Source organism: Duganella guangzhouensis (genome assembly GCF_009674535.1).
Classification (GTDB): domain Bacteria; phylum Pseudomonadota; class Gammaproteobacteria; order Burkholderiales; family Burkholderiaceae_D; genus Rugamonas; species Rugamonas guangzhouensis.
Genome location: NZ_WKJK01000015.1, coordinates 106,326 through 118,748, shown reverse-complemented (window position 1 = coordinate 118,748; position 12,423 = coordinate 106,326). Strand labels below are relative to the sequence as shown.

At 61.2% G+C, this 12,423-nt stretch carries 14 protein-coding genes; 5 read left to right on the top strand and 9 right to left on the bottom strand.

Features of this window, described 5'->3' with window-relative positions; genetic code table 11:
• Nucleotides 1–8: 8 nt before the first annotated feature.
• From fabD to GJ699_RS24865, 5 genes are all read right to left on the bottom strand, one after another.
• Entirely contained in the window at nt 9–944 is a 936-nt protein-coding gene (fabD, locus tag GJ699_RS24885) for an ACP S-malonyltransferase (RefSeq protein WP_154381424.1), read from the bottom strand.
• Nucleotides 945–1,044: 100 nt separating this feature from the next.
• A complete protein-coding gene (locus GJ699_RS24880; RefSeq protein WP_154381422.1) occupies nt 1,045–2,028 on the bottom strand; it encodes a beta-ketoacyl-ACP synthase III in 984 nt (327 codons plus the stop codon).
• A gap of 11 nt (nt 2,029–2,039) precedes the next feature.
• Entirely contained in the window at nt 2,040–3,101 is a 1,062-nt protein-coding gene (gene plsX, locus GJ699_RS24875) for a phosphate acyltransferase PlsX (protein ID WP_154381420.1), read from the bottom strand.
• A 146-nt stretch (nt 3,102–3,247) separates the two neighbouring features.
• Entirely contained in the window at nt 3,248–3,430 is a 183-nt protein-coding gene (gene rpmF / locus GJ699_RS24870) for a 50S ribosomal protein L32 (protein ID WP_072783806.1), read from the bottom strand.
• A 142-nt stretch (nt 3,431–3,572) separates the two neighbouring features.
• Nucleotides 3,573–4,070, bottom strand: a complete 498-nt coding sequence (locus GJ699_RS24865; protein ID WP_154381418.1) for a YceD family protein — start codon at nt 4,068–4,070, stop codon at nt 3,573–3,575.
• 123 nt (nt 4,071–4,193) lie between these two features.
• On the opposite strand from GJ699_RS24865, the gene GJ699_RS24860 reads away from it, so the two are divergent.
• From GJ699_RS24860 to GJ699_RS24850, 3 genes are read left to right on the top strand one after another with little or no spacing between them, the layout of a single operon-like run.
• Nucleotides 4,194–4,787 (top strand): Maf-like protein, encoded by a 594-nt coding sequence (locus tag GJ699_RS24860; protein WP_154381416.1) that lies wholly within the window; start codon nt 4,194–4,196, stop codon nt 4,785–4,787.
• Nucleotides 4,787–5,512, top strand: coding sequence for an SAM-dependent methyltransferase (locus GJ699_RS24855; protein WP_154381414.1), 726 nt, complete (start codon nt 4,787–4,789; stop codon nt 5,510–5,512). Before GJ699_RS24860 ends, GJ699_RS24855 begins: the two co-directional genes overlap by 1 nt.
• Nucleotides 5,513–5,514: 2 nt before the next feature.
• Nucleotides 5,515–6,768, top strand: a complete 1,254-nt coding sequence (locus GJ699_RS24850) for a lipoprotein-releasing ABC transporter permease subunit (protein ID WP_154381412.1) — start codon at nt 5,515–5,517, stop codon at nt 6,766–6,768.
• Between the two features lie 10 nt (nt 6,769–6,778).
• On the opposite strand, the gene GJ699_RS24845 is transcribed toward GJ699_RS24850, so the two are convergent.
• Nucleotides 6,779–8,047, bottom strand: coding sequence for an EAL and HDOD domain-containing protein (locus GJ699_RS24845; protein WP_154381410.1), 1,269 nt, complete (start codon nt 8,045–8,047; stop codon nt 6,779–6,781).
• A gap of 45 nt (nt 8,048–8,092) precedes the next feature.
• Complete coding sequence (locus GJ699_RS24840; RefSeq protein ID WP_154381408.1) at nt 8,093–9,052, bottom strand: 23S rRNA (adenine(2030)-N(6))-methyltransferase RlmJ; 960 nt, start codon at nt 9,050–9,052, stop codon at nt 8,093–8,095.
• Between the two features lie 165 nt (nt 9,053–9,217).
• On the opposite strand from GJ699_RS24840, the gene GJ699_RS24835 reads away from it, so the two are divergent.
• Nucleotides 9,218–9,475: a hypothetical protein gene (locus tag GJ699_RS24835; protein WP_154381406.1), complete on the top strand. Its 258-nt coding sequence runs from the start codon at nt 9,218–9,220 to the stop codon at nt 9,473–9,475.
• Nucleotides 9,472–9,711, top strand: a complete 240-nt coding sequence (locus tag GJ699_RS24830) for a hypothetical protein (RefSeq protein WP_154381403.1) — start codon at nt 9,472–9,474, stop codon at nt 9,709–9,711. The genes GJ699_RS24835 and GJ699_RS24830 overlap by 4 nt, the downstream gene beginning before the upstream one ends.
• An 86-nt stretch (nt 9,712–9,797) precedes the next feature.
• Here the strand turns inward: GJ699_RS24830 and GJ699_RS24825 are convergent, their stop codons facing one another.
• Together GJ699_RS24825 and GJ699_RS24820 are read right to left on the bottom strand one after the other, a co-directional pair.
• Nucleotides 9,798–10,910, bottom strand: a complete 1,113-nt coding sequence (locus tag GJ699_RS24825; protein ID WP_154381531.1) for an isocitrate lyase/phosphoenolpyruvate mutase family protein — start codon at nt 10,908–10,910, stop codon at nt 9,798–9,800.
• 211 nt (nt 10,911–11,121) lie between these two features.
• A complete protein-coding gene (locus tag GJ699_RS24820) occupies nt 11,122–12,342 on the bottom strand; it encodes an MFS transporter (protein ID WP_154381401.1) in 1,221 nt (406 codons plus the stop codon).
• Nucleotides 12,343–12,423: the final 81 nt, after the last annotated feature.

The window sequence follows — 12,423 nt, the reverse complement described above, 5'->3', positions numbered from 1 at the left end:
GCAAACGATTATTTGAGTTCGCTCAATACGCGTTCCAGCGTGGCCTGATCGTAGATCGCGTCGCCCACCAGATTGCCGTCGATACGCTTGGTCAGCCCCATCAGCACCTTGCCCGGACCACACTCAACCACCTTGGTGATGCCATCGGCGGCGATTTTCTGCACGGTTTCGACCCAGCGCACCGGCGCTGCGGCCTGGCGCACCAGCGCATCCTTGATCGCGGCTGGATCGTTCAGCACCGCGACATCAACGTTGTTGATCAACTGGATCTGCGGCGCCGCGAAGGCGATATCGGCCAGATAGTCACGCAGACGATCCGAGGCCGGCTTCAGCAGCGACGAGTGGAACGGCGCCGACACCGGCAGACGCATGGCGCGCTTGGCGCCCTTGCCCTTGGCGATTTCGCACGCGCGCTCAACGGCGGCGGTTTCGCCGGCGATCACCACTTGCGCGGGCGCGTTGAAGTTGACCGCTTCGACCACGCCACCGCCAGCGGCGGCTTCGGCGCAAGCGGCGCGCACGTCGTCATCCGACAGGCCCAGCACCACGGCCATGGTGCCCTGCCCGACCGGCACCGCTTCTTGCATGGCTTGGGCGCGGAAGCGCACCAGCGGTACTGCGTCCTTGAAGGCGATCACGCCGGCGGCGACCAGCGCCGAGTATTCGCCAAGGCTGTGACCGGCCACCACCGACGGCACGGCGCCACCAGCGGCGATCCACGCGCGGTAAGCGGCCACGCCAGCGGTCAGCATTACCGGCTGGGTGTTGGTGGTCAGGTCCAGCTCTTCTTTCGGGCCTTCGGCGATCAGCTTGCCGAGGTCGAAGCCGAGCGCGTCGGAGGCTTCAGCCACCGTCTGCGCCACCACCGGATTGCCGGCGAAGCCGTCCAGCATCGCAATCGCTTGCGAGCCTTGGCCTGGGAATACAAAAGCAAATTTAGTCATGACTTCATCCATCTCTTATTATTTATTGGCAGCAAAGCTATCATCGAATCATGACAGCATCGCTACCAGCAGCCCGTTAGAACTCTAATTCTAATTCAGCTTAAAACTTTGCCAAAACGGCGCCCCAGGTGAACCCGCCACCCACGCCTTCCATCATGATGGTCTGGCCACGCTGAATACGGCCATCGCGCACGGCGACGTCCAACGCCAACGGGATCGATGCGGCCGAGGTATTGCCATGCTGATCGACAGTCACCACCATCTTTTCCATCGGCAGGCCCAGCTTTTTGGCGGTGCCGCTCATGATGCGCAGATTGGCCTGATGCGGGATCAGCCAGTCGATCTGGCTGGCGCTCATGTCAGCCTTGGCCAGCGCCTCGTCGGCCACTTTCGCCAGTACCGAAACAGCCAGCTTGAACACCGCCGGGCCGTCCATGTACAGATAGGCCTCACCGGCGGTGGCGCCAGCGAAGGTGTTCGGCATGCACAGGATATGCGATTGGCTGCCGTCCGCGTGCAGCGCGGTCGACAAAATGCCAGGCTCTTGCGAAGCGCTCAGCACCACGGCGCCGGCGCCGTCGCCAAACAGCACGCAGGTGGTGCGGTCATTGAAATCGAGAATGCGGGAGAACACTTCGGCGCCGATCACCAGCACATTTTTGTGCACGCCGGCGCGGATGAAAGCGTCGGCGGTCGACAGCGCGTAGACGAAGCCGCTGCAGACAGCCTGCACGTCGACGGCGGCGCCATTGTTGGTGATGCCCAGTTTTTGCTGCACGATGCAGGCGGTGCTCGGGAAGCTGCCGAAGAAATCCGGCGTCGAGCTGGCAACGATGATCAGGTCGATATCGTTGGGTTGCATGCCGGCCATGGCCAGCGCGTTGTTGGCGGCCTTGACCGCCAGGTCGGACGACTTTTCGTCGGCCGCGGCAAAGTGGCGCGCCGCGATGCCGCTGCGGGTGGTGATCCACTCGTCCGAAGTCTCGATGCCTTTGGCGGCGAGCTGATCAGCCAATTGCTGGTTGGTCACCCGCCGGTCCGGCAGATAACTGCCGGTACCGATAATTTTGCTATACAAGGTCATGCCACCGTCCACTAAATAGTTGAGCTTGATACTTCAGGGGGTTCGGTGTTACGCGGCATCAGCTCGGCGATCAGGGTCGAGATATGCGGCAACACGTCATTTTTTGCAGCATCATACGCTCGCTTGATCGCCCATTCAAAGGAATATGCATCGGCGCCGCCATGGCTTTTGAACACCAGACCGCGCAGGCCCAGCAGACTGGCGCCGTTGTAACGCGACGGCGACAGGCGCTTTTTGATGTTGTTGAGCGCGCCGCGACCGATCAGGGCGCTCAGCATGGTCAGCGGATTACGGGTGAATTCGGACTTGACGGTATCGGCAAAGAAGCGGGCCACGCCCTCCACTGCCTTCAGCGTGACATTGCCGGTGAAACCGTCGCACACCACGATGTCGGTGGTGCCTTTGAAGATGTCATTGCCTTCGACGTTGCCGTAGAAGTTGAGCGCGCCGCGCTCATGGTCGGCCTGCAGCAGCTTGCCGGTGGCTTTGACCACTTCATTGCCCTTGATGTCCTCGGTGCCGACGTTCAGCAGGCCGATGGTGGGACGCGGACTGTTTTCCATGGCCGACACCAGCACCGAACCCATGATGGCGAACTGGTGCAAATGGTGCGGTTCGCAATCGACATTCGCGCCCAGGTCGAGCACATAGGTGGGGCCGTTTTTCTGGTTCGGCATGACGCTGCAGATGGCCGGGCGGTCGACGCCGCTCATGGTCTTCAGCACGTAGCGCGCGACCGCCATCAGCGCGCCGGTGTTGCCGGCCGAGACGCAAGCCTGGGCTTTGCTCTCTTTCACTTGCTCGATGGCGACGCGCATCGACGAATCCTTCTTGCGGCGCAGGGCCACTTCGAGCGGATCGTCCATGGTGACTTGTTCGGATGCATGTACGACGCTGATGCGCGGATGGGCATCGGCGTGGTGTTTCTTCAGTTCGGCGCGGATGACGTCTTCAAGACCAACAAGGATCAGCTCGGCATCAGGTTCGCGGTTGACGAAGGAAACAGCTGCGGGAATGGTGACAGACGGGCCGTGATCGCCACCCATGCAGTCGATAGAAATTTTGATTGTCATTGTTATGGCAAGCGGCGGGACCGCGACTACCGGACTCCGCATTGGAACATGACGGTGTGCAAATCTAAATTGCAGCCGATGAAAAAAGAAAAAGCGATGCTACACAAGTCAGCACCGCCTGTTTCCGGGTCCAGCAAAAGCGTCGATTACTCGTCGTTTTTGGTTTTCAGGACTTTACGACCACGGTAGAAGCCGTTAGGGCTGATGTGGTGACGCAGGTGGGTTTCACCGGTGGTTGGCTCGATTGCCAGTTGCGGAGCAACCAGGAAATCGTGCGAACGGTGCATACCGCGCTTCGATGGGGATTTTTTGTTCTGTTGAACTGCCATGTTAATGACTCCTAATACTTAAGTTCTAAAATTCTAACACAATCGACCGACATAAAACATGCGAATCGAGCCCTACTACATTGCACTACTAACTTGCCAAGACTCGATATCACACGCGTATTGACACGTTCTTTACTACTACTTATTCGGATTTGAGGCTCTTCAGAGCGTCGAAGGGCGACAGTTTCTCGCTTTTCGCTTTATCCAGCAGGCTGGAATCCGGGCAGACATCGTGACGCGGCGATTGCGGCAAGGCCAGCAACGCTTCATCTTCCACCAGGTACATCAGCTCCATGCTGCGACTTCCAACGATCACGTCGATCGACTCGTCGTCTATCGTTTCTTCAATTTCATCCGCCTGTTCATCATCCTTACCCAGCATCAGCACGGTCGACGAATCGAGGTGGTGAGCGTAAGGCTGCAGGCAGCGTTGGCAGACCAGTTGCACACTGCCAGACACCGACAGCGTCATCTGCGGGAAACCCAGTTTGTGGGTGCTTCCTACCGCTTTCCAGGTAATCGTGCCGGACGCATCCGCGCAATCTTTGGTCAGACGAGTCAGTTCAGCGACTGGCGTGACGCCCTGCTGGCTGCTGTTGGTCCGACAAAATTCAAAGGTGTCGATCACAAGAGCATTCATTAGAGACTTCCCTGAAAACCTGCGATAATAGCAGGGTTTTCGCATTCAAGTCAAAGCCTTAGCAAATATTTCGTGGTTTTTGCCGCTGGCATTACCGGCGAGAGAGCATATAACATTCCTTTCATGACATCAAGTTTACTCGTACTGGCCTCCAGTTCCGCCTACCGCAAGGAATTGTTATCCCGACTACAACTGCCGTTCAGCGTGGCGGTGCCGGATATCGACGAAACCCCGCAACCGGGCGAAACGCCGAGCGCCACCGCGCTGCGGCTGGCGCGTGAAAAAGCCGCCGCTGTGGCGGCGAAGATGCCGGGCGCCATCGTCATCGGCTCCGACCAGGTTGCCACGCTGGATGATGAACAAATCGGCAAGCCCGGCAACCATGCCAACGCGCTGGCGCAATTGCAGAAAATGCGCGGCCGCGAGGTAATCTTCCATACCGCGCTGTGCGTGTGGGACGGCCGCGATGGTAGCCACCAGCTGCAGAATATCCAGACCGTGGTGCGGTTCCGCGACCTGCCGGACGCCGAGCTGGACGCTTACCTGCGCATCGAACAACCGTACGACTGCGCCGGCAGCGCCAAGAACGAAGCGCTGGGCATCGCCATCCTCGAACGCATCGACAGCAGCGACCCGACCGCCCTCACCGGCTTGCCTTTGATCGCCCTGACAGGCATGCTGCGCAATATTGGCGTCACCTTTTTCCAGAACAAATAATGACCGGCACCCTCTTTTTAATTCCGAACACCCTGGGCGAGACCGAAGCCCTGAACCATGTGCTGCCTGAACAGGTGCAACGCATCACCGCCCAGCTCGACTATTTCGTGGCTGAAAACGCCAAAACCGCGCGCGCCTTCCTCAAACTGGTCGGCGCCCAGCATCCGCTGTGCAAGCCGATGCAGGAAATCAAAATCGCCGAACTCAACGTCAACACCCCGGCCGCCGCGCTGAACGACCTGCTGGCGCCGCTGCTGGCGGGCCAGGATGGCGGCCTGGTGTCGGAAGCCGGCGTGCCGGCGGTGGCCGATCCCGGCGCCGACCTGGTGCGGCTGGCGCATCAGCACAAGATTCCGGTGCGGCCGCTGGTCGGCCCGTCGTCGCTGCTGCTGGCCGTCATGGCGAGCGGCCTCAACGGCCAAAGCTTCGCCTTCAACGGCTACCTGCCGACCGACGCTGCCCAGCGCGACAAGCGCATCAAGGAACTGGAACAGCGCTCGCGCAAGGAAAAGCAGACCCAGTTGTTCATCGAAACGCCGTACCGCAACGCCGCCATGCTGGAAGCGCTGGTGGCGTCCTGCGCGCCGGGCACGCTGGTCTGCGTCGCGACCGACCTCAGCCTGCCGTCGGAGACCATCCACACCATGACGGCGGCGCAGTGGAAAACGGCCAAGGCGCCGGACTTCCACAAGAAGCCGACCGTGTTCCTGCTGCTGGGCCAGTAATCATGGCCTTCCCATACGAATGGCAAATCGGCGTGCGCTACCTGCGCGCCGGCCGCCGCAGCGGACGCAACAGCTTCATCTCCTTCATGTCGCTGGTATCGATCGCCGGCGTCGGGCTAGGCGTGGCCGCGCTGATCGTGGTGCTGTCGATCATGAACGGCTTCCAGCGCGACGTCGGCGCCCGCATGGTGGCGGTGCTGTCGCACATCGAACTATATGACGCGCGCGGCGTGCTGCCGGACTGGCAAGCCACCGTGCGCGACGCCCAGCGCAATCCGGCGGTACAAGGTGGCGCGCCCTTCGTCGAACTGCCGGGCATGCTGCTGCAGGAAGACATCATGAAGCCGGCGCTGCTGCGCGGCATCCTGCCGCAAGACGAAGCCAAGGTGGCCGAATTCATGCGCGGCAAAAACGCCGACGCGCTGGCCGCGCTGACGCCGGGCGCGTTCCAGATCGTGCTGGGTTCGGAACTGGCCAAGGCGCTCAACGTCAAAAAAGGCGACAACGTGGTGCTGGCCATGCCATCGCAGGATTCCAGCGTGGCCAACGTCATGCCGCAGACGCGGCGCTTCACCGTGGCCGGCACGTTTGAAATCGGCCACTTCGAGTTTGATTCCGGCATGGCCTTCATCCACCTGCAGGATGCCGAGCAAATCCTGCACGTCAATTATCCGACCGGCTTGCGGCTGCGGATCGCCGACGCCAACCAGGCACCGCAGGTGGCGCGCGAGCTGAAGAACAGCCTCAACGGCGACTACATCGTCCGCGACTGGACCCAGCGCAACGCCAACTGGTTTGCCGCCGTGCAGAGCCAGAAGCACATGATGTTCATCATCCTGACGCTGATTGTGGCCGTGGCCGCCTTCAATGTGGTGGCCATGCTGGTGATGTCGGTGACCGACAAGCGGGCCGACATCGCCATCTTGCGCACGCTGGGTGCGAGTCCGCCGTCGATCATGAAAATCTTCGTGGTGCAGGGGCTGCTGTCCGGGTTGCTGGGCGTCCTGGCCGGCACCATCGGCGGCGTGCTGATCGCATGGAATTTGCCATCGATCGCCAACGGCATCGAACAGCTGTTCGGCATCCACATCCTGGACAAGAACATCTACTTCATCACCTCCGTGCCATCGCAACTGCTGTGGAGCGACGTGGGCGGCGTGGTCGGCGTCGCGGTCGCGCTGTCGTTCCTTTCCACGCTCTATCCAAGCTGGTGGGCAACCCGCACCAATCCCGCCGAAGCGCTGCGCTACGAATAAACTCTGCGGCTTAGATGCCGCGGGTGTATTCGGTGACCCACTCGATGGCGGAGAGCTGGATCGCGTACAGTTCGGCCGGCCGTAAGTCCAGCTGGTGCAGCATCTGCGCCAGGATCTGGCCGTCGCGGCCACGCTCGATGTGTTCGATCAGGCTGAGCATGCTGCCATAGTCGCCGCTGCGGTGCAGCAGCGCGGCTCTCACTTCGTCCAGCACGTTGACGCTTTCCAGTACGTCGCGCATCTGGATCGAGAACAGGGTGTCCATCAGCGACATCACGCCCACCGTGAAGCCGATGTCGGCACTGACGCGCTGCCCTGGCTTGCGGTGTTCGACCATTAATTCCATGGTCTTGCCGCGCGTGGTGGCCAGCTGCAGTAGCGGTGAGGTGAATTCCTGGGTGCCGCCATTTTTCACGTACAGCAGGATCTGCAGCCAGCGCCGCAACTGACGCCGCCCCAGCACCATCAACGCATGCCCCACCGAGTTGATGCGCTGCCGCGCGCCCACCGCCGGCGTGTTCACCAGCCGCAACAGGTTCAACGTGATCAGCGCATCGTGCTTGACGCTGGTTTCGATTTCCTGGTTGCTGGCATCCTTGTCCAGCAATTCCAGCAAGTGCAGCACGCTCATCTGCGAGGGTGAGATTTTTTTGCCGCTCAGGATCACCGGCCGTGCGAAGTAATAGCCCTGGAAGTATTCAAAGCCCAGTTCCATGCACTCTTCGAATTCTTCGATGGTTTCGACCTTTTCGGCCAGCAGCTTCTGCTTCGGGTTCTTCAGTATCCGCGCCAGCGCCGGCAAGGTGCCGGGCCGCATGTCCTTGATGTCGACTTTGATGACATCGCACAGTGGCGTGAACTTTTGCACGTCGTCCGACTGGCCGATCACATCATCCAGCGCGAAGCGGAAGCCGGCCTGCTTGAGCTCGCGCACGCGCTCCAGCACTTCCGGCGTGGCTTTGACGGTTTCCAGGATTTCGAGAATGACTTTGTCGTTCGGCAGGAAGCGGATGAAGTCGCTCATCAACCCGACCGCGTCGACGTTGACGAAGGCCATCTGGTCGCCCACCACCTGCCCCATGCCCAGCTCGGACGCGTGGGCGATAACGGTGGCGGTCGCTTCGGTATCGTCGGTGACATGCGCGCCGTTGTAGGAAGCGGCGTCGCGGAACAGCAATTCATACGCCACCAGCCGCTGTCCCCGATTGAGGATGGGCTGGCGCGCGAGGAAGAAATTATCTGCCAGTCTGGCTGAGGCCGGTGACACAGCTATCATCATGGGCGACTCCCATTGTCTGTCTCCTGAACACCAGCCTATACCCAATTATGTAGACTTGACAATATTTTTCTTGCGGACAGGTGGGCGACGCTCGCCAGTGTTGCGCGCAGCCGTCGCCGGCGTGCCACTCTCCAGCGTAAAGCGGGCGCCGCTGTCCTTGGCCAGCGCTTTCACCAGCCACGGCATGACCTGTTTCAGCATCGGCTCCAGCGTGTATGGCGGATTCAAAATGAACATGCCGCTGCTGTGCAAACCATCGACGCCGTCCGGCATCGGTTTCTTGATGGTCAGCACCACGTTCAGCCAGTCAGAGGCCGGCAGCTGCTTCAGCTTCTCGGCAAAGTTGCGCGATTCGATGCGCTGCAGCAGCGGATACCAGACCGCGTAGGTGCCGCCCGGGAAGCGCTTCAGCGCATCATCCAGCGCATCCTTGGTTTTTTTGTAGTCCTGCTTGTCTTCATACGGAGGATCGATCAGCACCAGCGCGCGGCGCGATGGCGGCGGCAGCAGCGCCTTCAGCGAGGCGAAGCCGTCGCTCTTGGCGATGATCACGCGCTTGCCGCGCACGGTGGGGCGAATCCCCTGCGCCGCAGCATGTTCTTCCAGCTTGCGGAAGTTATCGGCCAACAGCCTGACGTCGGCCGGATGCAGTTCGAACAGGCGCAGACGGTCCTGCTCGCGCGCCACCTGCTCGGCGATGTAGGGCGAGCCAGGGTAGTAGCGCATCTTGCCGCTCGGGTTCATGGCCTTGATCAGGTCAACGTATTCCTTGAGCGGCGCCGGCACGTCGTCCAGCTTCCACAGCGGGCCGATGCCGGTTTCGTACTCGGCGTTCTTGGAGGCGAAGTTGCCGTCCAGTTCGTAGACGCCAGCGCCCGAGTGAGTGTCGATGTAGCTGTAGGCGGTATCTTTCTGATTCAGATACTGCAGCAACTGGAGGGTGATGAAGTGCTTGAGCACGTCAGCGTGATTACCCGCATGAAAGGCGTGGCGGTAAGAAAACATAAGCTGGTGATCCCGATTGATTCAATCCGACATTATCCCTCAGATCCGCCCGCCCACCAAAAAAGCACACACATCGTTTGCATCAAAGTGTGCGCGAATGTGCTGACTAAGATGGAACTGCCGTGCACGCACCCGCGTGCGCGGCATACTTTCATGGAGGAGATTATGGCTTTTAACAACGTAGGGCCGTTGACCTTTCTCGCACCGGGTCAGGCGGTCACCTGGAGTTATACCTACGGCGCCGATCACGGCACGCAGTTCGCTTCGGCGGACGTGAAGACGCCCAACCAGGGTGCGGTTCACCTGGCCGACCAGCAGCGCAAGCGCAAGGACAACAACGGCAACGCCACGTACTTCGTCACCATCCACAACCAGGGCGTGGGTGGTTGCTTTCACAATCTGCAAGGCGGAGGCATGTCATGAAAATGACCATCGTAACGGACGTGGACGGCAATGTGCTGGGCGCCGTCCAGGGGCACTGCCTGTCGGAGCACAAGGATGGTGTCGAGGCCAGCGTGTCGTTCGCGCCCGGCCACGCCACCTACATGGTGGAAGTTGACGACGACATGAGCACCATCGACGATGTCGATGAATTCCAGCAGCGCCTGCGCCATCATCTGCAGCAGCATCAACAGCAAACACAGCAACAACAGCCATAAAAGGCAAGGCCGCAGCGATTGTGTCGCTGCGGCCTCTGGCGCCGGGCAGTTGTCGCCTGCCCCGCACGTTCTGACTGTTGTTGTTCTTAAGCTGCCATACTCAGCGCCGCGTAACCCTTGCGGACCGCGGCAAACTCCTCTTCCTGCAATTCGACATAGGCCGCCATCTGGCGCCGCGCATAGCCATGCGCCAGCTTGTACATGCCATGGTTCAGCGCCTGCGCGCCGGCCAGCGAGACAAACTGGAACTTGTAGCCCATCGCACCCAGCTCTTTCTGGAAGCGGGCGATGGTGGCGTCGTCCAGGTTCTTTTTCCAGTTGAACGCCGGCGAACAGTGATACGCCAGCAGCTTGCCGGGAAAGCGCGCATGCACCGCCTCGGCAAACGCTTGCGCGAACGCCAGGTCCGGCTTGCGCGTCTCGCACCACACCAGGTCAGCATACGGCGCATAGGCCAGCGCGCGGGCGATCGCCTGCTCCAGGCCGCTGCGGACGCGGTAGTGGCCCTCGGCGGTGCGCTCGCCGCTACAGAACGGCTGGTCGAGCTCGTCGACGTCCGAGCTCAGCAAGCTGGCCGCTTCGGCATCGGTGCGGGCGATCAACAACGTTGGCGTGCCCATTACGTCGGCCGCCAGCCGCGCCGCGCTCAGCTTGTCGATGGCGGCGCGAGTCGGCACCAGCACCTTGGCGCCGCCATGCCGGGCCGAGGCCAGTTGATCGTCGAAATGCACCCCGGCGGCGCCGGCATCGATCATGGCTTTCATCAGCTCGTAGGCATTCATTACGCCAACGAAGCCGGCCTCGGCGTCGGCCACCACCGGCGCGTAGTAATCCAGTTCGCCCTCGCCTTCGGCCCACTGCAGTTGGTCGGCGCGCTGCAGGCTGTCATTAATGCGGCGCACCGCCAGCGGTGCCGGCGGATACATCTCGCCGGACACGTACACGGCTTTGAGGCCGGCCTGCACTTGCAGCACTGCCTGGTCGGCGGTCAGCGCTCCCAGCGCGCCGATGAAGGGTTCATCATGCAGCGAGCGCCACAACCGCTCGGCGCCGCGCTGTGCCAGCGTGTGTTCAATGCTGAGAGAGCCACGCAACCGCACCACGTCGGCGGCGCTGTGACGACGGCTGACGCCAACCCAGCGCGGATTGGTGTCCCAGTCGTTTTGCAGGGCGGCGATGTGCTGTTCGCGGATGGCCATGATGTTCTCTTTCATAAGAGAAATCATAGAAGACATAGTGCCGCGCACCAAGAGTCTTGTATAAGACAAATGAGAAATTAAATCTATCTAAATCAATCACTTGTATGACACATGTCATGATGCGGAATAAAGTTTCTTACCGTGAAAGATTTTCACGCTGCGCCCGCACAGGGAATTTCACAATATAAAATCCAAATTCCGCAACATGAAATCAGGCCGCCACCGCCGCCACGCGGCGATTGTTGCCCACGCCCACCGTGGTCAGGATCACCAGCGCCTGGAAGATGCCGACCACCACAAACACGCCGGCCGGATGATGCGCATCCATCAGCGCGCCAAACATCAGCGGTCCAATCGCCAGGCCGCTGTCCAGGCCCGAGTACACCACGCCAAACACGCGACCGGTGGCGTTGGCGGGCGCGGCGGCGCGTATCATCAGGTCGCGTGACGGACCGGCGACGCCGGTCACCAGACCGATCAGTCCCATCAGTACCACCGCCATCCAGGCCGGCACCAGCGCCGCCGCCAGCACCAGCGCCAATACCGCCGCCAAGGCAAACGCCAGCATGATGATGCGGTCGTGATGGCGGCTGCCGGCGCCGAGGAAGCCGCCATACGCCATGCCGGCCGCAGACGCGAACATATAGCAGGTGTAGGCCGAGGTGGCGGTCGCCAGCGACATGCCGTACAGGCTGACCAGGCTGGTGGCGGCAAAAGTCTGAATGCCGGCCAGCGCGATGGCGGAAATCAGGAAGAAGGCAAAGCACATCCACACCACCTTCAGGCGCAGGAAGCTGAACGCGCCCTCGCCCGCTGTCGCAGCCGCCCCGCCGGCCACCGGCACTGCCGCAGGCTCGGGACGCAGCGCGTGGCGGTTCCAGACCAGCAGCGCCAGCACCGTCAGCGGCAGCAAAGCCGCGCCCAGCAGCGCGGTGCGCCAGTCGGTACGGGCCGCCACGAAGGTCAGGAACAACGGCGACAGCGCCCAGCCGATGTTGCCGCTGATGCCGTGCACCGAGAAGCCATGCGCCAGCCGCGCCTTGGACACGCGCTGGTTCAGCAAGGTGTAATCGGCCGGATGGAACACGCTATTGCCGCAGCCGGCCAGGAAAGCACCCAGCATCAGCTGCGCATAGCTGTGTGCGCTCGACAGCATCACCGCCGACACGCCCAGCAGCGCGATGCCGCTGAACAGCACGGCGCGCGCGCCAAACCGGTCCACCACGAAGCCGGCCATCGCCTGGCCGACGCCGGACACCACAAAGAATACCGTCATCAGCAGGCCCAGCTCCGAGTAGCTGAGTCCGAATTCCGGCTTCAGCCATGGAATCAGCGCCGCCAGAATCACGTGATAGAAGTGCGAAGTGCCATGCGCCAGCCCGACCAGGCCGATCACGCGGGCGTCCTGTCGCCATAAAGTCTTGTCGTTCATACTGCTCTCTCCAGGTTATTTCCTAAAGTGTAAGCAATTTGTCCTAGTCTGATTTAAGATAGAAAGACAATCTTTATCGCA

Bases quoted from the DNA above. Each gene is read 5' to 3' on its own strand.
- plsX (WP_154381420.1), bottom strand. From the start codon at position 3,101: ATGACAATCAAAATTTCTATCGACTGCATGGGTGGCGATCACGGCCCG.
- GJ699_RS24845 (WP_154381410.1), bottom strand. From the start codon at position 8,047: ATGATGATAGCTGTGTCACCGGCCTCAGCCAGACTGGCAGATAATTTC.
- GJ699_RS24865 (WP_154381418.1), bottom strand. From the start codon at position 4,070: ATGAATGCTCTTGTGATCGACACCTTTGAATTTTGTCGGACCAACAGC.
- GJ699_RS24830 (WP_154381403.1), top strand. From the start codon at position 9,472: ATGAAAATGACCATCGTAACGGACGTGGACGGCAATGTGCTGGGCGCC.
- rpmF (WP_072783806.1), bottom strand. From the start codon at position 3,430: ATGGCAGTTCAACAGAACAAAAAATCCCCATCGAAGCGCGGTATGCAC.
- GJ699_RS24880 (WP_154381422.1), bottom strand. From the start codon at position 2,028: ATGACCTTGTATAGCAAAATTATCGGTACCGGCAGTTATCTGCCGGAC.
- GJ699_RS24835 (WP_154381406.1), top strand. From the start codon at position 9,218: ATGGCTTTTAACAACGTAGGGCCGTTGACCTTTCTCGCACCGGGTCAG.
- GJ699_RS24850 (WP_154381412.1), top strand. From the start codon at position 5,515: ATGGCCTTCCCATACGAATGGCAAATCGGCGTGCGCTACCTGCGCGCC.
- GJ699_RS24855 (WP_154381414.1), top strand. From the start codon at position 4,787: ATGACCGGCACCCTCTTTTTAATTCCGAACACCCTGGGCGAGACCGAA.
- GJ699_RS24825 (WP_154381531.1), bottom strand. From the start codon at position 10,910: ATGGCCATCCGCGAACAGCACATCGCCGCCCTGCAAAACGACTGGGAC.
- GJ699_RS24820 (WP_154381401.1), bottom strand. From the start codon at position 12,342: ATGAACGACAAGACTTTATGGCGACAGGACGCCCGCGTGATCGGCCTG.
- fabD (WP_154381424.1), bottom strand. From the start codon at position 944: ATGACTAAATTTGCTTTTGTATTCCCAGGCCAAGGCTCGCAAGCGATT.
- GJ699_RS24840 (WP_154381408.1), bottom strand. From the start codon at position 9,052: ATGTTTTCTTACCGCCACGCCTTTCATGCGGGTAATCACGCTGACGTG.
- GJ699_RS24860 (WP_154381416.1), top strand. From the start codon at position 4,194: ATGACATCAAGTTTACTCGTACTGGCCTCCAGTTCCGCCTACCGCAAG.